Origin of the sequence: Acinetobacter sp. 161(2023) (assembly GCF_037027805.1) — a bacterium.
Taxonomy (GTDB): domain Bacteria; phylum Pseudomonadota; class Gammaproteobacteria; order Pseudomonadales; family Moraxellaceae; genus Acinetobacter.
Map to the genome: position 1 here is coordinate 20,512 of NZ_JAZEYD010000020.1, position 18,647 is coordinate 39,158.

17 protein-coding genes and 4 tRNA genes are annotated in these 18,647 nt (G+C 40.1%); 18 read left to right on the forward strand and 3 right to left on the reverse strand.

Going from position 1 to position 18,647, the window contains the following annotated elements; translation table 11 throughout:
• Positions 1-87: 87 nt before the first annotated feature.
• Complete coding sequence (locus WA249_RS17135; protein WP_336170488.1) at positions 88-1,539, forward strand: C13 family peptidase; 1,452 nt, start codon at positions 88-90, stop codon at positions 1,537-1,539.
• Complete coding sequence (fghA, locus tag WA249_RS17140; RefSeq protein ID WP_336170490.1) at positions 1,508-2,353, forward strand: S-formylglutathione hydrolase; 846 nt, start codon at positions 1,508-1,510, stop codon at positions 2,351-2,353. The genes WA249_RS17135 and fghA overlap by 32 nt, the downstream gene beginning before the upstream one ends.
• On the opposite strand, the gene WA249_RS17145 is transcribed toward fghA, so the two are convergent.
• Entirely contained in the window at positions 2,354-2,626 is a 273-nt protein-coding gene (locus WA249_RS17145) for a DUF2218 domain-containing protein (protein WP_017481242.1), read from the reverse strand. It lies immediately after the preceding gene.
• A 183-nt stretch (positions 2,627-2,809) separates the two neighbouring features.
• Here WA249_RS17145 and rpe point away from each other — a divergent pair, with 183 nt between their 5' ends.
• The 14 genes from rpe to WA249_RS17215 all read left to right on the forward strand — a co-directional run bounded on the left by rpe (position 2,810) and on the right by WA249_RS17215 (position 13,127).
• The gene (rpe, locus tag WA249_RS17150) at positions 2,810-3,496 is read left to right on the forward strand and encodes a ribulose-phosphate 3-epimerase (RefSeq protein ID WP_336170492.1); all 687 of its coding nucleotides are present in this window, start codon (positions 2,810-2,812) and stop codon (positions 3,494-3,496) included.
• A 361-nt stretch (positions 3,497-3,857) separates the two neighbouring features.
• On the forward strand, positions 3,858-4,679 hold the full coding sequence (locus tag WA249_RS17155; protein WP_336170494.1) for a Cof-type HAD-IIB family hydrolase: 822 nt from the start codon (positions 3,858-3,860) through the stop codon (positions 4,677-4,679).
• Positions 4,680-4,782: 103 nt separating this feature from the next.
• Complete coding sequence (locus WA249_RS17160; RefSeq protein ID WP_336170496.1) at positions 4,783-5,178, forward strand: hypothetical protein; 396 nt, start codon at positions 4,783-4,785, stop codon at positions 5,176-5,178.
• Positions 5,179-5,218: 40 nt separating this feature from the next.
• Positions 5,219-7,294 (forward strand): multicopper oxidase domain-containing protein, encoded by a 2,076-nt coding sequence (locus WA249_RS17165; protein ID WP_336170498.1) that lies wholly within the window; start codon positions 5,219-5,221, stop codon positions 7,292-7,294.
• Positions 7,281-8,036, forward strand: a complete 756-nt coding sequence (locus WA249_RS17170) for a copper resistance protein B (protein WP_336170500.1) — start codon at positions 7,281-7,283, stop codon at positions 8,034-8,036. Before WA249_RS17165 ends, WA249_RS17170 begins: the two co-directional genes overlap by 14 nt.
• 28 nt (positions 8,037-8,064) lie before the next feature.
• Positions 8,065-9,060 (forward strand): cation transporter, encoded by a 996-nt coding sequence (locus WA249_RS17175; protein ID WP_336170501.1) that lies wholly within the window; start codon positions 8,065-8,067, stop codon positions 9,058-9,060.
• A 149-nt stretch (positions 9,061-9,209) separates the two neighbouring features.
• Positions 9,210-9,530, forward strand: coding sequence for a DMT family transporter (locus WA249_RS17180; protein WP_336170503.1), 321 nt, complete (start codon positions 9,210-9,212; stop codon positions 9,528-9,530).
• Positions 9,531-9,541: 11 nt separating this feature from the next.
• On the forward strand, positions 9,542-10,021 hold the full coding sequence (locus WA249_RS17185) for a methylated-DNA--[protein]-cysteine S-methyltransferase (protein WP_336170506.1): 480 nt from the start codon (positions 9,542-9,544) through the stop codon (positions 10,019-10,021).
• Positions 10,022-10,156: 135 nt separating this feature from the next.
• Positions 10,157-11,377 (forward strand): bifunctional glutamate N-acetyltransferase/amino-acid acetyltransferase ArgJ, encoded by a 1,221-nt coding sequence (gene argJ / locus WA249_RS17190; protein WP_336170508.1) that lies wholly within the window; start codon positions 10,157-10,159, stop codon positions 11,375-11,377.
• 144 nt (positions 11,378-11,521) lie between these two features.
• Positions 11,522-12,586 (forward strand): quinolinate synthase NadA, encoded by a 1,065-nt coding sequence (gene nadA, locus WA249_RS17195; protein WP_004794428.1) that lies wholly within the window; start codon positions 11,522-11,524, stop codon positions 12,584-12,586.
• Positions 12,587-12,728: 142 nt separating this feature from the next.
• Positions 12,729-12,805, forward strand: a tRNA-Pro gene (locus WA249_RS17200).
• Positions 12,806-12,861: 56 nt separating this feature from the next.
• Positions 12,862-12,938, forward strand: a tRNA-Arg gene (locus WA249_RS17205).
• Between the two features lie 32 nt (positions 12,939-12,970).
• Positions 12,971-13,046 (forward strand) — tRNA-His (locus WA249_RS17210).
• Positions 13,047-13,050: 4 nt separating this feature from the next.
• A tRNA-Pro gene (locus tag WA249_RS17215) sits at positions 13,051-13,127 on the forward strand.
• Between the two features lie 253 nt (positions 13,128-13,380).
• On the opposite strand, the gene add is transcribed toward WA249_RS17215, so the two are convergent.
• On the reverse strand, positions 13,381-14,376 hold the full coding sequence (gene add / locus WA249_RS17220) for an adenosine deaminase (protein ID WP_336170511.1): 996 nt from the start codon (positions 14,374-14,376) through the stop codon (positions 13,381-13,383).
• Positions 14,377-14,778: 402 nt separating this feature from the next.
• Here add and WA249_RS17225 point away from each other — a divergent pair, with 402 nt between their 5' ends.
• The gene (locus tag WA249_RS17225; RefSeq protein WP_009390617.1) at positions 14,779-15,954 is read left to right on the forward strand and encodes a zinc-binding dehydrogenase; all 1,176 of its coding nucleotides are present in this window, start codon (positions 14,779-14,781) and stop codon (positions 15,952-15,954) included.
• Positions 15,955-16,056: 102 nt separating this feature from the next.
• Here WA249_RS17225 and WA249_RS17230 read toward each other — a convergent pair whose 3' ends face one another.
• Positions 16,057-17,004: a LysR substrate-binding domain-containing protein gene (locus WA249_RS17230; protein ID WP_336170513.1), complete on the reverse strand. Its 948-nt coding sequence runs from the start codon at positions 17,002-17,004 to the stop codon at positions 16,057-16,059.
• 245 nt (positions 17,005-17,249) lie between these two features.
• Between WA249_RS17230 and WA249_RS17235 the strand changes: the two genes are divergently transcribed.
• Complete coding sequence (locus WA249_RS17235; RefSeq protein WP_336170515.1) at positions 17,250-18,470, forward strand: acyl-CoA dehydrogenase; 1,221 nt, start codon at positions 17,250-17,252, stop codon at positions 18,468-18,470.
• The last annotated feature ends 177 nt before the right edge of the window (positions 18,471-18,647 follow it).

The following is an 18,647-nucleotide window of genomic DNA, read 5'->3' on the forward strand; positions in this document are numbered from 1 at the left end:
TGATATAGTTCAAAAGCATGATTGCTAAAATTCTTAGCAGGCATACACTTAAGATGCCTGACAAAACGAAATTTTTGAAAACCTTTTATGATTGATCTTAAACCCTCCATTAATTTTTGGCATGATTTTAAAAGCAACCAAATTGCCGGAATGTGGCTGTTTTTGGGATCAAGACGTTCTTTACAAATTGTACATCCATCTATTCTTCAGCTGATTGTCTGGGGAATTTTAGGGGGATGTACTAACTCTCTTTATAGTTGGCTTGTGGCTGGTCAAATCGGTGATTTTAATTCACAAGGTTTAATTGGTTATGCACTTTGGCCGTTTATTGCCTTAATTGTTGGTATTTTCTTATCACAGCGCACCAACCAACCTCGTTTAATGCTAGTACCTGCTTTACTGTGGTTGGTTCTAGATACAAATATCTTATTAATTCAATGTTTAATTCAGTATTTGGGTTCTAACGGTTATCTCAACTTTATTCCCGATGCTATTTATAACGGAATTTTACCGAGCTTATTTGTGGCTTTGTTTGTGTGGCAAAGTTTAGCGGTGATTTGGGTTTTCTCACGCGAACTTAAGTGGCCTTGGTGGGAACGTGCACTCGTCATGGTTGCGACTATTGCGACGATGGTGGTATGGCAACTTTCCGTAAAAGATCAACCAATTTGGAAGGTCGAAGATTCGGCTCCAACATTTGCTGAAGATGCTTTTTACGCACAAAGTAAGCTACTGACTGACTCTTTAGAGAAAGTGCAATATGGTGAGCAGGCAAAAAGTCATTGGTATTTTTTAGGTGTTGCTGGCGATAGTTACCAAGATGTTTTTAAATCGGAAGTAGTCCGTATTAAAGAACAGTTTGATACACGTTTCGGAACGATTGGTCGTTCGATGATGTTGGTCAATAATCCAGACACCCGCACAGAAATTCCGATTGCCTCTAAAACCAGTATCGAGTTAGCCCTACGCCGTATGGGGCAGCAAATGAACCGTGATAGCGATGTCCTATTTCTATATATGACTTCACATGGTGAACAGAATCACTTCGAAATTGAAAATGCACCATTAGATTTAGGGCAAGTAGACCCTAAATGGCTGCGTGAAACACTTGATAAATCTGGTATTCGCTGGCGTGTGATTGTTATCTCAGCCTGTTATTCAGGAAGCTTTATTCCTGCTTTACAGTCTCCTGATACTTTAATTATTACTGCATCTGCCGCTGATAAAACTTCTTTTGGATGTAATAACGAAGCTGATTATACCTATTTTGGACGAGCTTTCTTTGATTTGGCTATGCGAGAGCAATCGTCAATGAAAGATTCATTTAGTACAGCTAAGCAAACGGTAACCAAATGGGAAGTGGCTCAAGGTGTTGAACCTTCAGAGCCTCAGTGGATGATTGGTAAAAATATGGAACTTATGCTACCTCAATTGGAAAAGTATTTATTTCCTCAGCAAAATACGAGTAGTGTAGATATTGCTCAAACAAAAACAGAGGCTAAAAACGATGCAACTCCTGCAAAAAAACCGCTGCTTTGAGGGCGAGCAGCGTATATACCAATTTGAATCTTCTTATTTAAAAGGACAAGCGAAGTTTGGTGTTTATTTACCACCGGCAGCTTTAGAGGGTAAAGCTTGCTCAACTCTATTTTACTTAGCGGGTTTAACGTGCACTGAAGAAACTTTTGCCATTAAAGCCCATGCACAGCATATGGCATCACAACTTAGTCTTATCTTGATTACACCTGATACTTCTCCACGTGGTGAACAGGTTGCCGCAGGTGATCATTGGGATATAGGTCAAGGTGCAGGCTTTTATATTAATGCCACAGAAGCACCTTGGTCTGAGCATTATCAAATGGAAAGTTATTTGATTGATGAGTTATATCCACTCATTTTAAAAAGCTTTCCTGTAAACGCTCAACAAGTCGGTATCTTTGGGCACTCAATGGGTGGTCATGGCGCATTAACTTTAGCGTTTAAATATCCTGAAAAGTTTAAGTCTGTATCTGCTTTTGCTCCGATCTGTGCACCAACTGAATGCGCATGGGGAGATAAAGCCTTTAGCCATTATTTAGGTGCAGATCGCGATAGCTGGTTGGCTCATGATGCCACAGCTTTAGTATCAAAAAATGGTGCAGTATTTGACGAAATTTTGGTTGATCAGGGATTAGATGACCAATTTTATGAACAACTTCACCCTGAAAAATTTAAGCAAGCATGTTTAAAAGCAGGACAGCCTTTAACTTTAAGACAACATGCTGGTTACGATCATGGCTATTACTTTATTCAAACCTTTATGGATGAGCATTTGCAGTTTCATGCAATCCAGTTAGAAAAGGTTTCTGGCTAATTAGTGTTGCCATTCAACCTGAAATTCTTGTTGAGCCATACGGTTTAGATGATCAAGGACAACTTTTTCTAAGTGGTTGTGGTCATCTAACTGGCTATCAATAGCAACGTTTAACTGTTCAGTTGCTGGTGCAAGCGTAATCGTTGCCGTAGGCATTAAGATTTTAAAATCTTGTTCAGTCTCTTGTACTTCAAATTTGTGTTTCCAATGATTAACTAGACGTTTTGCAATACGTTTACCATCGTTTGTTAATAGATGAGTTGTGCTTTTCATTATAAATCCTCACATTGGTTTAATGTACCTTAACAAATTCGTTTCGCCGTTAGCATTCTATTGTTGCAACATTACGTTGCAAGTTTGAAATGTTGTCATTTGAGCAAGGAAGAGCGGCCCAATTAGGTTGTTTTTTGTTATAATTTAAGCCTCTCCTTAAATTTTTAGCCAGGTCATCCACCTATGTCCAAGCCTTATTTGATTGCTCCTTCTATTTTATCTGCCGATTTTGCTTGTTTAGGCGAAGATGTAGACAAAGTGTTAGCCGCGGGTGCAGATGTGGTGCATTTTGATGTTATGGATAATCACTATGTTCCAAATTTAACTTTTGGTGCAGGTGTGTGTAAGGCGCTCAAAAAATATGGTATTCAAGCTCCTGTTGATGTGCACTTAATGGTATCTCCAGTTGACCGTATCATTGGAGATTTTTTGGAAGCGGGTGCAGATATTATTACGTTCCACCCAGAAGCGTCGCACCACATTGATCGTTCATTACAGCTGATTAAGTCTGGTGGTGCTAAAGCAGGTTTAGTCTTTAACCCAGCAACGCCGTTGCACTATTTGGATTATGTACTTGATAAAGTTGATCAAATTTTAATAATGAGCGTAAACCCCGGTTTTGGTGGGCAAAAGTTCATTCCAATGACATTAGAAAAATTGCGTGAAGCTCGTAAAATTATCGATGCAAGTGGCCGTGATATTCGTTTAGAAGTTGATGGTGGTGTTGGCCCTGCAAATATTCGTGAAATTGCAGAAGCGGGTGCAGATATGTTTGTTGCTGGTTCAGCTATTTTTGGTCAACCAGATTATAAAGTTGTGATTGATCAAATGCGTGCAGAGCTTGCGAAAGTGGGCAGTGTAGACGCTTAAAAAGTATGTTGAACTGAGAATAAGCTTGTGGATAACTTTGTTTATAACTATATGGATAACTGTGTTGATAACCGTATGGATAAGATGTTGGTAAAATAAACAAAATTAGATCAACTGTTTATTCTCTAATCGGAATGCATAAAAAAAGAACGGTTTGGCGTTCTTTTTTTATGCATGTTGGATATTTTATTATCTGATTTTTTATTAAGCTTTGCTAAAAAATAACCTGTGCAAAAAACGATACGGCCCTGTGTAAAAAATTTTTAGAGAGAGATAAGTATAAAACTGTAAAAGTGTCATGAAAAATAAAGCTAAATTTGCTTTAATAAGATTTTAGTAAGATAAGAGATTTAGATAATTAATGACGATAAAAATTTTAGCGGTAGATATGGATGGGACTTTTCTTAATTCTAAGAAGCAGTACAACAAAGCACGTTTTTTAAAACAGTATGAACAACTCAAACAAAATAATATTCATTTTGTGGTTGCCAGTGGTAACCAACTCGCAAAGCTGATTACCTATTTTCCAGAAATTAGTCATGAAATTGCTTTTATTGCAGAAAATGGCGCGCACGTTGTAGATGCAGGGCAAGAAATAGCTTTTGCTCATTTAAGCCAGCAACAATATATTGATATTCTAAAAGCGATTGATCCTGTATATACCTCGACTATGGTGATCTGTGGAAAACAGAGTGCTTATGTGCATAGCAGCATGAACACGGAGGACTATGCCAAAGTCGCTAGATACTTTGAAAAGCTAACAGTTATTGATGACTTTTATGCACTAGATGACTTGGTGTGTAAAATTACTTTTACTGCTCAGGAAAACGAAAGCTTTGCGATTTTTGAACATTTTCAAAAGCAAAGTTTTGTTGCAGATAAAGTCTTAGTGCCTGTTTCAAGTGGTTTTGGCTTTATCGATTTGATCCTTCCTGACCAGCATAAAGCACATGGTTTGAAGCTCCTATTGCAAAAGTGGCAGATTGAGCCTAATCAAGTGGTTGCGATTGGTGATAACAATAATGATATCCAAATGATCAAAGCTGTGGGTTATGGGTTTGCGGTTGGAAATGCCGTGCAAGCTTTGAAAGCAGTAGCTCCTTATACAACTGTAAGTAATGAACAAGAAGGTGCATTGCAGGTAATTGATTTAGTGCTTCAGCATCAACCACCATTTGCTTAATTACTTTAAAACAAACAGTTAAGATTGAAAATTGTATCTGTTTAAAAACTTGGTTATGCTAATGGAGTTAAGATTACTCATCAGCTCTAGGCGATAAACCACAATGGCTCTACAACACTTACGCAAGTATGCTTGGTTTGTGTTCCTAATGACTTTGGTCATTGGGTGGAGTGGTGTATCTGTTGCTCAGATGCCTATGCAGCATGATCTTCATACGATGCCATGTCATAGTGAAAAAACTTCGCATAAGAATATGCATGTTCAAACAGATGATCAGACTGTATGTCAGCAAACCATGACTCAGTCTCTTCATTCGCACGGTGAGCATTGTAAGAACTGTAACCCCGTACATTGTCAAATGGTTAATTTGGCTTTACAGCAAGCAGTCCCAGATGTTGAATCACAATTTGTTCCTATATCATCTCAATTTAGCAGTGTTTATCAGGCTCAGCATTTAGCCGGCTACTGGCAAGAAATTTTACGTCCTCCAAAAGCTTAATCCTTTCTTACTTATTTTTTTAGTTCAAAGGATTACAGCAATGTCTCATAAAACAATTAGCAGCCTCGTCGCTGTATTTGGTCTATTGGTTTCACCATGGACCCTCGCGGCAATTAAGGAATATCACCTTAATATTAATGAACAACAGGTCAATGTTACTGGTCAGCCACTCAAGCGAATGACCGTAAATGGCAAGTTTACAGCCCCACTTCTTGAGTTTGAGGAAGGGGATGAGGCTGTTATCCATGTTCATAACCAATTAAAGAATCAAGATACGTCTTTGCACTGGCATGGGTTGTTACTGCCAGGGTTAATGGATGGTGTGCCCAGTTTCAATAATTTTAAAGGAATCGCGCCAAACGGAGATTTTGTTTACCGCTTTAAGGTGAAACAAAACGGCACTTATTGGTATCACGCGCATACTAAAGGTCAGGAGCAAGATGGTTTATATGGCCCGCTCGTGATTTATCCAAAAGGGAATATACCCGTAGCTGCACATGAAAAAACTGACCGTGATTATGTGGTGATGCTTTCAGATTTTCATAATTCTTCAAGCGATAGCATTATGAAGAATTTGAAGAAATCTGCTGAGTATTATCAAAACCGCCGTGAAACCGTATCTGATGTTTGGAAGCAAGTTAAAGCACAAGGCTTAAAGGCAACTTGGCAAGATCGTTCGATGTGGAATCAGATGCGAATGTTAAAAACCGATATGTCTGATGTAACGGGTTATACCTTCTTAGTTAACGGTAAGACACCAGAGCAAAACTGGACAGGTAATTTTAAAGCTGGCGATAAGGTTCGATTACGATTTATTAATGCATCGGCAATGTCATTTTTTGATGTCAGAATTCCAAATTTAAAAATGACTGTCGTGAGTGCAGACGGACAGCCAGTTAAACCTGTAGCAATTGACGAGTTTCGTATTGGTACAGCCGAAACCTACGATGTGATTGTAGAGCCTAAACAAGCAAATTATCAGATTGAAGCAGAGTCTATTGACCGTAGTGGTTTTGCTATTGGTACTTTGCACAATGAAAATACGCAAGCTGTAGGGCCAATTCAAATGCCGCAGCCACGGCCACGTTCTTTGTTAACCATGGATGATATGGGCATGAGTCATGGCAAAGGGGCAAGTGATGAACATTCTGTCCATCAAATGAACATGCAACATGATATGTCGACCATGCCTGAAATAAAAAAAGAGGCGGTTCAAGACAGTACTAACCATGATCACGCAATGATGAACATGAGCCATGACATGAAAAATATGTCATCTGACGGACATGATCATTCTATGATGCAAATGAAGCACGACATGTCAGCGATGTCTGAAATGAAAAATCAGGATGCTCATGATAGCCATAATCACGCAATGATGAATATCGGCCACGACATGAAAAATATGTCATCTGGTCAACACGATCATTCTATGATGCAAATGAAGCATGACATGTCAGCGATGCCTGAAATGAAACATGATATGCAGGCAATGCCATCGGGTGAACATGGCCATGCCATGATGAATATGAAGCATGAGATGCCGAATCAATCTGACAATAAAACTAAAAAGAATGAGCCCGTTTATGGCTGGGCAAATGCTTCGACACCTGAGGGTATGAAAGCGCTGCAATATAGTGATTTGCAATCTTTAACACCTCAGCCAGACACACGTGCGCCAGAACGAGAGCTTGTTATTCGTTTAGGTGGCAACATGGAGCGTTATATCTGGACCATTAATGGCAAGAAATTTAGCGAAGCTGAGCCATTGCAAGTTAAGTATGGCGAACGTATTCGCTTGAAGTTCGTGAATGACAGCATGATGGCTCATCCAATGCATTTACATGGCATGTTCATGCAATTGGAAAATGGTCAGCAAGCTGAAAACTTACCCAATAAACATACCGTTATTGTTCCACCAGGAAAGACAGTTACTGCGTTATTAACAGCCGATGCTTTAGGAGAATGGGCGATTCATTGCCATCTGCTTTATCACATGAGTGCAGGGATGATGAATAAGTTGATTGTGGCTCAAGTGAATGATGGAGCAGTAGATGCATCTCAAGCACCTGTTCAATCTGAAAATGAAAAAGGAGCTAGTCATGCGCATCACTAAGTTATTTTCTCAAATGATATGTTGCGGTGCTTTCTCGAGCGTATCTGTATTTAGTTTTGCTCAAGAACCTTTAACGCATGATCATTTACGCGAACATGGTGGACAGATCTATCAAGCAACAAAAATTGATACTGGCTGGACTCAAAATGAAAAAGGAGAAGGCAGTTTTTCTTCTGAATTAGAAAGTTGGGTGGGAACTGATGAAAATAAATTATTCATCAAAGCTCATGTTGAAAAGGCCGAGTCCGAAGATGCTAATTACGGTGGCTCATTACTTTACAGCCGAAATGTAGCTGATTATTGGGATGTACAGGCTGGGGTAAATTACGAGCGTTTACAGCGAGAAGACAACAAGCAGGATCGCTGGGCAGGTGTAGTAGGTTTGCATGGCATGGCACCTTACTTTTTTGAAACCGATGCCTATTTATATGCGGGTGAAGACCAGCTATGGAAGCTAAGTTTAGAAACGGAAAGAGACTTACTCTTTACCCAAAAGCTAATTGGTAAACCTTATTTAAAAGCAGATGTTGTTTTGCAAGATGAATCTCACTATGCAAGTAAAACAGGTTTATCAAGTTTACAAGCTGGTTTTCAAACCCGTTATGAAATCAACAAAAAGGTCATGCCATTTGTTGATGTGGGTTACGGCTATGAAAAAGGTTTAAAACAAACTGCTTGGCAAACTGGAACCGACTCTGAACATGGTTGGTATTATGGAGCAGGGTTAACACTTAAGTTCTAATTGCCGAACAAAAATTAAGCTTAATGACATGCCATTGGTTTATACTGATGGCATTGTTTTTTGTGTCAGTTATGGTGCACAGATGGCTTTAGAAAAACAAGAGAATCAAATACATTTAAATAAAACTAGCTCTAGCTGCGGGTGCTCAAGCATACCGTCTCAGGAGTATTCTACACCTAGTGAAGCTGTGCCTAGAAAGAGCCAATGGGTGAGTTATTATCATATTCCTCACATGGATTGTGCAGCTGAAGAGCAAATGGTACGGATGGTTTTGGCCTCTTACGCTGACGATATTCAAGAGCTTCATTTTGACTTACCAGCACGGCATTTGGCGATTTATCACAGTGTTCAAGCGGAAAAGATCACCCAAAGCCTGCAACGTCTAGGACTAGGAGCAGAATTACAACAAACGCAGCCGCATTATGAACCTGTTGAAAAACCTAAAAAGGTTCGAGCTAGTTCTTCAACAAATGCGTCACAAAAGCAAGTTTTACAATGGCTGTTACTCATTAATGGCGTCATGTTTGTCATTGAGTTTATGGCAGGTATTATTGCTTCATCGACAGGATTAATCGCCGATTCGCTTGATATGTTTGCGGATGCTGCAATTTATGGCATTGCCTTATTTGTGGTGGGTAAAAATCTAAATGCACAATTAAAGGCTGCCCATCTTTCAGGATGGTTCCAGTTTGGCTTAGCCATAATTGTGTTAATTGATGTGTTGCGCCGTTTTATATACGGCAGTGAACCTGTTTCAATTCTCATGATTTTAATTGGTGGCTTAGCACTTGCGGCCAATATTAGTTGCCTTTATTTAATGAGAGACCATAAAGAGAGTGGGGCACATATGAAGGCGAGTTATATCTTTTCTGCAAATGATGTCATCGTAAATTTAGGTGTCATTGTTGCGGGAATATTGGTTGCCATTACAGGTTCTCCTTACCCTGATTTAATGATTGGATTAATTATTGTTTTGTTCGTTTTAAACGGTGCACGAAAAATTTTACAGTTAAAAAACGAATAATATTTTCTAAGACAGGCAAGCTTTAGATAGGGTTTGCCTTCATTTTTTATTTTAAAGTAAACTGAGCCCTCACATAAAGGAGGAACGACCTCCCCCATATTGGGTAATCATGTCGGGACGACCTGACACTATAAAAATTAGTGAATGTTATGGCTTGGGCTATTTTAATTTTAGCAGGTGTATTTGAAATCATTTGGGCATATTCTATGAAAATGTCCGAAGGTTTTACACGCTTAACCCCTAGTATTATTACCGTAGTTTTTATGATTTTGAGTGTAATTCTGCTTTCAATGTCAATGAAAACGTTACCTCTTGGCACTGCCTATACGGTTTGGACAGGAATTGGCGCAATCGGGTCATTTCTAGTCGGTATTTTCTTTCTTCATGAGCCTGTTGGTGCTATGCGAATGATTGCTGCCGTATTGATTGTGTCAGGTTTGGTTTTAATGAAAATTTCATCGCCGTCCTAAGAGAATAAACTATGTTGCTATCTTATAAGTATATCAATTCGCCGGTTGGGCAATTAAAGCTGGTTGCGAATGAAAATGCTTTGGTGGCAATACTCTGGGACAATGAAAATCCAAAACGTGTTCGACTGGCCGAGCTGGTCGAACAAATTGAGCATCCGATTTTATTAAAAACTGAACAACAATTAAAAGAATATTTTGAAGGCAAACGCCGTGAGTTTACATTGCCATTAGATTTTGAAGGAACCGATTTTCAAAAGCATGTCTGGGCTGCTTTACTGACCATTCCCTATGGTGAAACAAGAAGTTATAAACAAATTGCAATTCAAATTGGCAATGAAAAATCAGTGAGAGCAGTGGGTGCTGCGAATGGTAAAAACCCGATTTCAATTATTGCACCTTGTCATCGAGTTATTGGTGCAGGCGGTGCCTTGGTTGGTTTCGCTGGTGGTCTTGATAAGAAAGATATTTTATTAAAGTTAGAGCAAAAATAAGCTATTTTTAGCGCTCGATTTTTTTAGGCTTTTCTAATAAGCTGTCAACAATGATATTTCATATAAAGCGGGTTTTATTGCATCGCTATTTTGAAATATTGATCTTATTCATAACAAACTTTGGATGTTCTAAAAATGGCTGTCGGCGACGTAACAATGCCACAAATGCATGTGGTAAAAGGTGTAAAAATTGGCTCAACAGAAGCATATGTACGTTACCCAAACCGACGAGATTTAGTCATTTTTGAGTTTGCAGAAGGTTCAAATGTTGCAGGTGTATTTACTCAAAATGCATTCTGTGCCGCACCTGTTCATGTTTCTAAAGCTCATCTTGCTCAAGGTAACCCTCGTTATTTAGTAATTAATACAGGTAATGCCAATGCGGGAACTGGGCCTAAAGGCTTAAAAAATGCTCAAGATACTTGCGCGAAGTTAGCTGAGCTTGCAGGTGTGAAAAGTTTTGAAGTGCTTCCGTTTTCTACGGGTGTGATTGGTGAGCAGCTTCCAATGGAACGTTTACTCGCTGGTCTTCAACCTGCATTAAATAACCTACAAGACACTGCTTGGAATGATGCTGCAACAGGTATTATGACGACAGACACAGTGCCTAAAGGCGCATCTGAACAATTTGAACTTGATGGCATCACCTATACCATGACTGGTATTAGTAAAGGTGCCGGAATGATTCGCCCGAACATGGCAACCATGCTGAGCTTTGTTGCTACAGATGCGCCTATTAGCCGTGATTTAGTACAAAAGTTACTAAAAACGACGGTGGAGTATTCATTTAACCGTATTACCATTGATGGTGACACTTCAACAAATGACTCTTGTATTTTTGTCGCAACAGGTCAGGCGGGCGGCGCTGAAATTACATCAGATAGCGATGCGCGCTACGCGAAAGTATTAGAAGTGCTTGCTCGTGTAATGAACCGTTTAGCACAGTTAATTATCCGTGATGGCGAAGGTGCGACGAAATTTATTACTGTTGCTGTAGAGGGTGGTGGTAACATTCAGGAGTGTTGTGATATTGCGTATAGCATTGCTCATTCTCCACTTGTCAAAACTGCACTTTTCGCATCGGACCCAAACTGGGGGCGTATTTTAGCTGCGATTGGCTATGCTGGAGTGAAAGACTTAGACGTGTCTAAAATTCAAGTATGGTTAGACGACGTACAAATCTGTAAAGATGGCGGCGCAGCTGAGGACTATACCGAAGAAGCGGGCGCGCGCGTTATGGCTCAAACCGAAATCACCATTCGTGTTGATTTAGGACGTGGTCAAGCCAAAGACACGGTATATACCTGTGACTTATCTTACGACTATGTCAAAATTAATGCTGATTACCGTTCTTAAATATCAGTTATAATCAAGCCTCGACAAAGAGGCTTTTTTATTAGCCCCAACTTTTGATATTAAATGATTCAATCCGTAAATCATTTAAGCAGTAACGTTATATGCGAGCAGGTATGCCAGCATGAAGGATAGAGAAGACGTTTTATGAGTGATGCGACTTTAATTGCCAACGATGCAAAAAACATTGTACAAGCGCATTTAGACCGTTTAGGTGAGCCAAAAGACAATCGCTTAAGTGAAGAAGCAAAACAACAAAAGTTTGCACAGATCGAAGCAGAGCTCAAAAAACGTGATGCTGTCCTTGTTGCTCATTACTATTGCGACCCTGAAGTACAGGAGCTTGCCGAAAAAACAGGTGGATGCGTTTCTGACTCTTTAGAAATGGCCCGTTTCGGACGAGATCATGCTGCCTCAACACTGGTTGTTGCTGGTGTAAAGTTTATGGGAGAAACAGCTAAAATCCTGTCTCCTGAAAAAACAATTTTAATGCCGACACTTGAGGCAACCTGTTCACTCGACTTGGGCTGTCCTGTCGATGAGTTCACAGCATTTTGTGATCAGCACCCTGACCACACCGTAGTTGTTTATGCCAACACATCGGCTGCTGTTAAAGCACGTGCAGATTGGGTGGTGACTTCAAGCTGTGCTGTAGAAATTGTTGAGCACCTAGATAGCTTAGGCGAAAAAATTATTTGGGCACCAGATCAGCACTTAGGTCGCTATATTCAAAAGAAAACTGGTGCAGATATGTTGCTTTGGGATGGTGCATGTATTGTGCATGAAGAGTTCCGTGCACGTGGCATTGCCAACATGAAAGCACTGTACCCAGATGCGGCTGTATTGGTACATCCAGAGTCACCAGAGTCAGTTGTAGACATTGCAGATGCGGTAGGTAGTACTTCTCAACTGATTAAAGCTGCGCAGACTTTGCCAAATGAAAGACTCATTGTGGCAACTGACCGTGGCATTTTCTACAAGATGCAGCAAGCTGTACCCAATAAGATTTTAGTTGAAGCACCAACAGCGGGTGAGGGTGCAACTTGCCGTTCATGTGCTCACTGTCCGTGGATGGCAATGAATGAACTCGATGGAATTTTAGAAGTTTTACAAAAAGGTGATCAGGAAATACACGTTGATCCAGCGCTTGCTGAACGTGCCAAAATGCCTTTAGATCGAATGTTAGCCTTTAGTGCATCGTTAAAGCGTTAAAAAACCTCAAAATGCTTGTTAAATATACATTTGATAAGGATTTTTAATTTTTTTTGACAATAGGTGTTGACGTCTGAGGGCGTCGCGCCTAGAATGCACACCGTACCGCACGATGTGCGATACAGCAAAAGCTGAGATAGATCGGAGCATAGCACAGCCTGGTAGTGCACCTGGTTTGGGACCAGGGGGTCGTAGGTTCGAATCCTACTGCTCCGACCACTTAAAATAATATTTTAAGATCGGCGAAGTATCGCATGATAAGCATCATCGGTTAAGCGCCTGTAGCTCAGTTGGATAGAGCATCCGCCTTCTAAGCGGATGGTCACAGGTTCGAATCCTGTCAGGCGCGCCAATCGGTAGCTTGGTAAATAGAACTATTTGATGGTGGATGTAGCTCAGTTGGTAGAGCCCTGGATTGTGATTCCAGTTGTCGCGGGTTCGAATCCCGTCATTCACCCCAATTTCGGAGCATAGCACAGCCTGGTAGTGCACCTGGTTTGGGACCAGGGGGTCGTAGGTTCGAATCCTACTGCTCCGACCATATTTTAAAAGCGTTCAAGCTTTAAAAAATATCCCAAATATTAAAAAGAATTTCTTCTTATCTTAACGATAGAAGGAATTTTTTTGTTTTTCTACTTCGAAATTTTAATTCAAACTCACTCCAATATTTGAACTCGTATTCCTTATATACATATAACCTCTGTTCTCTGTTCTCTGTTCTCTGTTCTCTGTTCTCTGTTCTCTGTTCTCTGTTCTCTGTTCTCTGTTCTCTGTTCTCTGTTCTCTGTTCTCTGTTACTGATATTTTTGTCTTAACTCATCTTTTTCTTTATCTGATAAAAATGCGATTTTAAGACCATTTTCTTGAGCTGTATAAATTTGCTCAGGGCTTAAACCTGCCAATGGAGCAGCAGTTAAATATTCATGTTGTATCTCAATACCTTCAACCGCGGGGTCATCTGTATTAATGGTGGCAAGCACGCCATGTTCTAAAAACGTCTTTAATGGATGTTCAGCTAGTGAGGGTACTGTGTTGGTTTGAATGTTTGAGGTGAGACAAGACTCAATGCCAATCTTATGTTTCGCTAAATAATCTAAAAGTTTTAAATCTTGAACTGCTTTAACGCCATGTCCAATTCGTTCGGCACCTAATTCTTCAATGGCTTGCCAAATACTTTCTGGACCAGCTGCCTCTCCTGCATGTACAGTAATGTGCCAACCTGCATCACGTGCTTTTTTAAAGTGATCAATAAATAAATTGCCCGGAAAACCAAGCTCATCTCCAGCCAGATCCAACGCTTTAATATTATTTTTATGGGCAAGTAGGGCATTTAATTCTTTTTCGCAGGCTTCTTGGCCAAAAGTACGGCTCATAATGCCAATTAAATTCGCTTTTACCCCGTAAGCTTGACTGCCTTCTTTGACTCCAGCAATCACAGCTTCCACAACGCCTTCAAGTGGAAGTTGATGTGTCATTCCCATATAACCCGGTGAAAAACGCAGCTCTACATAATCTAGGCCTTGCTGTGCTGCATCTTGCATATTTTCAAATGCAATACGCTTACAGGCATCTAAACTGGCTAATACTTTTACGCCCCAATCTAGCTTAGATAAAAAACTTAATAAGTCAGGTTCGTTGTTCATCACTTGGACGTGTGGGCGTAAAGATTCAATGTCGTAGGCAGGCAAATCTAAATGGTATTGTTGCCCTAATTCTAAAATAGTTTGAATGCGGATGTTGCCATCAAGGTGGCGATGTATATCTGTAAGGGGAAGTGTTTTTGTAATCATAGGTGTCTTCTTATCTGTTCGTATCAATTCATCATGCCTGTTTAGGGTTACTGATAAAAGTTTGGATTTGCTATGTTTTTGTGAAAATGGGTTTAGTTGAGTTTTTTGAACTTAAGATATTCGTTTAAGTTTTAATTTTGATGACATTGTTCTGGCCTAAGAAGATAACGCAGTCTGTGTAAGATACAAGCACTAAGATTTTTATTGTTTTTAATCTCGCTGAGCCTACCTACTGTTGACTCTTTAACAATGGATTGGCTAAAGAATGGTCATTGGTATTTCGTCTGTTACTTGTAAATATGAGTGAAGGCTTGCTAAAGACCAAACTGATAAGGCGATTAATTTATCTGTAGAAATCTATTTCTGGCAAGTAAATGAAAAGAAGAAATAGGAAGCGTTCAAATGAAGTCGGTACTTTGTCATCAAGCAAAACTACAAGTGGTGGACCAACCGAAATTAACGCCTGCAAAAGGACAGGTGTTATTGGAAGTGGTGCGATGTGGGATCTGTGGCTCTGATTTACATATGCAGCATCACTGTGATCACATGCATGATTTGGCTGCACGTGTCGGGTTTCATGGTTTAGCCAAGTCTACAGACCCATTTGTACTTGGACATGAATTTTGCGGCAAGGTTTTAGACTATGGTCCAAAAACACGTCATAAATTTAAAGCCGATACACTTGTTTGTGCAATGCCGCTTTTAAATGTAGATCAGCATGGTTATTTGTCTACAGGGCTTTCACCAAATGCTTCGGGCGGTTATGCCGAGCAAGTATTGGCTCAATCGAGCTTGATGTTTGAAGTACCCAACGGTCTAGATGCCGATAGTGCTGCCATGACTGAACCTATGGCGGTTGCATTGCATGCTGTTCGCCGTAGCCGTGTGAAAACTGGTGAACCTGCAATTGTGATTGGCTGTGGTCCTGTCGGGCTAGGTGTTATTTTAATGCTTAAAGCAGCTGGGGTTAAAACTGTAGTTGCCAGCGACTTTTCACCAAACCGTCGTAAGCTTGCCGAGCAATGCGGTGCGGATATTGTAGTAGACCCTAAAGAGACATCGCCATTTGCCAACTGGAAAGAGTTTGGTTTGCTTGGCAATGTTTCTGATGCCATTAACATGGGCATGGGACTGTTTGATAAGTTGCAAGCGACTCGCTTACCGTGGTGGCATGGATGGCGCATGATTGATAAATTGGGTGCTTTACCAAAACGTCCTGTTATTTTTGAATGCGTGGGCGTACCGGGTGTTTTACAGCAAATTATTGAAGGTGCACCTTTATTTTCCCGAATTGTCGGGGTAGGCGTATGTATGCAAAGTGACAAAATCGAACCCGCACTTGCAATTAATAAAGAGTTAGAAATTCAGTTCGTGTTGGGCTATACACCACTTGAGTTTCGAGATGCACTACACATGATTGCGGAAGGTAAAGTGAATTGTTCACCGCTAATTACCGGTGTTGTCGGTTTAGAGGGCGTTACGAGCGCATTTGAAGCATTACGTGATCCTGAACAGCATGCCAAAATCTTGATTGATCCAAAACGTAGCGGTTCAGATATTCAATTAATGAGTCATTAATTCAAAGTTATTTATGCATAACTAAAAGGTTGTGATTTGATTAATCACAACCTTTTTTATGAGTATAGATCGTAATATTGAGCATAAATAAAAACTGCTGAGCTAATTTATATTGCTCTTTAGTTGTTCTAGTTCTTGGTAAATCCACTCAACAAATTTTTGAATGGTTGGGGTGATGTCTTGGCTCGAATGAATGAGATAGTATTTTCGGCTACCTTTAAGTTTTTTATTGGAAACAATCACCAGTTCCTTTTTTTGCAGTTCAGACTCAATCAACATTTGTGGAATTAGAGCCATTCCCATGTCATGGCTTGCAGCAACTGCAAGCATTGAAAATAACTCATGACGTTGTCCATCAAAAGGTTTAGGGTGCTGCATCTGATGGGTTAGAAACCATTCTTGCCAAATACTAGGTCGAGTGGTTTGTTGTAGTAAGGGGATTTTCAATAAATCTTCTGAGTTTAGATCATAGGTATTTTCATTGATCATCACTGCATCTGGAAAATACTTTTCGATCAGTCTGGGCGAGCACACAGGTACAATTTCTTCATCCATTAAATAATGTGCTTGTATGCCGGGCCAGTGATCAATTTGCTGCTGCGTACCTGCAAAAATAGCAGCGTCAAAAATATTGTCATTAAATAAAAAAGGCTTGGTACTGGTTTCTAAGTGAACCGTAATTTCAGGGTGTTTTTGATTTAAAAGATGAAGTTTGGGTAATAGCCAGCGTGTTGCAAAGGTAGGAACGACACCTAGCTTTAATGTTCCACCTAAACCCTTATGGGAAATCACATCGGCCGTACATTTCTCTAAGCCTAATAAGTAGGGTTTAATGCTTTTAAAATACTGCTGACCAGCAATGGTGAGTTCAACACCATGCCGAGTACGTATAAAGAGTTCAACGCCCAAGAAATCTTCTAACTGCTGAATTTGGCGAGAGACTGCACTTTGGGTAATACATAACTCTTGTGCAGCATAGGTATAACTTAGATGTTTTGCTGCACTTTCAAAGCAAATCAGGCCCTGAATAGACGGGATGCTTCTTCGCATAAATAAATCCTTTTATTTGTCGTCATATTTCAAAATGGCATATGACCTACATGCAGTTATCAAAGTTTAGTATAAAAATAAGCCATTTTTAATGAAATACAACGAATTAAATATCTAAATTTAAACCTTCTTATTTTAAATATGCATAAGTCGCATATCTGCATGAACATTTATCGTTTGATTACTGCATTTTTCACGCATAACATCGAGTTAAATAAAGAAGATCAAATCAAGCAGAGGATGCGATGAATCACATGGTGACAACAAAAAAAGCAAAAGTTCAATTTAACTGGCAAGACCCATTTTTAATTGAGCAACAGCTTACCGAAGATGAGCGCATGATTCGTGATGCGGCTCATGCCTATTGCCAAGAACGTTTACAACCCCGTGTACTTGAACAATTCCGTCATGAAAAAACAGACCCATCTATTTTCCGTGAAATGGGAGAGCTTGGCTTACTGGGCCCAACCATTCCTGAACAATATGGCGGCGCGGGTTTGAACTATGTGAGTTATGGTTTGGTTGCGCGTGAAATTGAATATGTGGATTCGGGCTACCGCTCTATGGCGAGCGTGCAAAGCTCATTGGTGATGGTCCCGATTAATGAATTTGGTACCGAAGAACAAAAGCAGAAGTATTTGCCTAAATTGGCAACTGGTGAATATATTGGCTGTTTCGGTTTGACCGAACCAGACCATGGTTCGGACCCAGGCAGTATGATTACCCGTGCTAAAAAAGTTGACGGTGGTTATCGTTTAACTGGCGCAAAAATGTGGATTACCAATAGCCCAATTGCTGATGTATTTGTGGTTTGGGCAAAAGAAGTTTCTGCTGAAGGTAATGTTGGTGATATTCGAGGCTTCATTTTAGAAAAAGGCTGGGAAGGTTTATCTGCACCAGCAATTCATGGCAAGGTCGGTTTACGTGCATCGATTACGGGTGAAATTGTGATGGATAACGTTTTTGTGCCTGAAGAAAATGCATTCCCTGAAGTTCGAGGGTTACGTGGTCCGTTCACCTGTTTAAATAGCGCACGCTATGGTATTGCATGGGGCGCAATGGGTGCTGCCGAGTTCTGTTGGCATACTGCGCATCGATATACAATGGACCGCAAACAATTTGGTCGTCCGTTGGCTGCAAATCAGTTGATTCAAAAGAAACTAGCAGATATGCAAACTGAAATTGCATTAGGTTTGCAAGTGGCTCTACGTTTTGGTCGTATGAAAGATGAAGGCATTGCGTCGGTTGAAGGTACATCTCTAATTAAGCGTAATAACTGTGGAAAGGCACTTGATATTGCCCATATGGCACGTGACATGATGGGTGGAAACGGCATTAGTGATGAGTTTGGTGTGGCACGTCATTTGGTTAACCTTGAAGTTGTGAACACCTATGAAGGTACACATGACGTTCATGCCTTGATTTTAGGTCGTGCACAAACAGGCATCGCAGCATTTAGTAACTAACTCATTCATTTAAAAGATAGAGGTGTTCTTTCGAGAGCACCTTTAGGGATTTTTACGCAAAAATTTATGGATAATGACAAGATTCATCGTAAGGATACTCATGTGAAGCTACATCTCTGTGTACTTAGAATTGAATATAAGATAATGAAAAGTATAGAAGATTAAGTCATACAGAAA

Bases quoted from the DNA above. Each gene is read 5' to 3' on its own strand.
- WA249_RS17135 (WP_336170488.1), top strand. From the start codon at position 88: ATGATTGATCTTAAACCCTCCATTAATTTTTGGCATGATTTTAAAAGC.
- fghA (WP_336170490.1), top strand. From the start codon at position 1,508: ATGCAACTCCTGCAAAAAAACCGCTGCTTTGAGGGCGAGCAGCGTATA.
- WA249_RS17145 (WP_017481242.1), bottom strand. From the start codon at position 2,626: ATGAAAAGCACAACTCATCTATTAACAAACGATGGTAAACGTATTGCA.
- rpe (WP_336170492.1), top strand. From the start codon at position 2,810: ATGTCCAAGCCTTATTTGATTGCTCCTTCTATTTTATCTGCCGATTTT.
- WA249_RS17155 (WP_336170494.1), top strand. From the start codon at position 3,858: ATGACGATAAAAATTTTAGCGGTAGATATGGATGGGACTTTTCTTAAT.
- WA249_RS17160 (WP_336170496.1), top strand. From the start codon at position 4,783: ATGGCTCTACAACACTTACGCAAGTATGCTTGGTTTGTGTTCCTAATG.
- WA249_RS17165 (WP_336170498.1), top strand. From the start codon at position 5,219: ATGTCTCATAAAACAATTAGCAGCCTCGTCGCTGTATTTGGTCTATTG.
- WA249_RS17170 (WP_336170500.1), top strand. From the start codon at position 7,281: ATGCGCATCACTAAGTTATTTTCTCAAATGATATGTTGCGGTGCTTTC.
- WA249_RS17175 (WP_336170501.1), top strand. From the start codon at position 8,065: ATGCCATTGGTTTATACTGATGGCATTGTTTTTTGTGTCAGTTATGGT.
- WA249_RS17180 (WP_336170503.1), top strand. From the start codon at position 9,210: ATGGCTTGGGCTATTTTAATTTTAGCAGGTGTATTTGAAATCATTTGG.
- WA249_RS17185 (WP_336170506.1), top strand. From the start codon at position 9,542: ATGTTGCTATCTTATAAGTATATCAATTCGCCGGTTGGGCAATTAAAG.
- argJ (WP_336170508.1), top strand. From the start codon at position 10,157: ATGGCTGTCGGCGACGTAACAATGCCACAAATGCATGTGGTAAAAGGT.
- nadA (WP_004794428.1), top strand. From the start codon at position 11,522: ATGAGTGATGCGACTTTAATTGCCAACGATGCAAAAAACATTGTACAA.
- add (WP_336170511.1), bottom strand. From the start codon at position 14,376: ATGATTACAAAAACACTTCCCCTTACAGATATACATCGCCACCTTGAT.
- WA249_RS17225 (WP_009390617.1), top strand. From the start codon at position 14,779: ATGAAGTCGGTACTTTGTCATCAAGCAAAACTACAAGTGGTGGACCAA.
- WA249_RS17230 (WP_336170513.1), bottom strand. From the start codon at position 17,004: ATGCGAAGAAGCATCCCGTCTATTCAGGGCCTGATTTGCTTTGAAAGT.
- WA249_RS17235 (WP_336170515.1), top strand. From the start codon at position 17,250: ATGAATCACATGGTGACAACAAAAAAAGCAAAAGTTCAATTTAACTGG.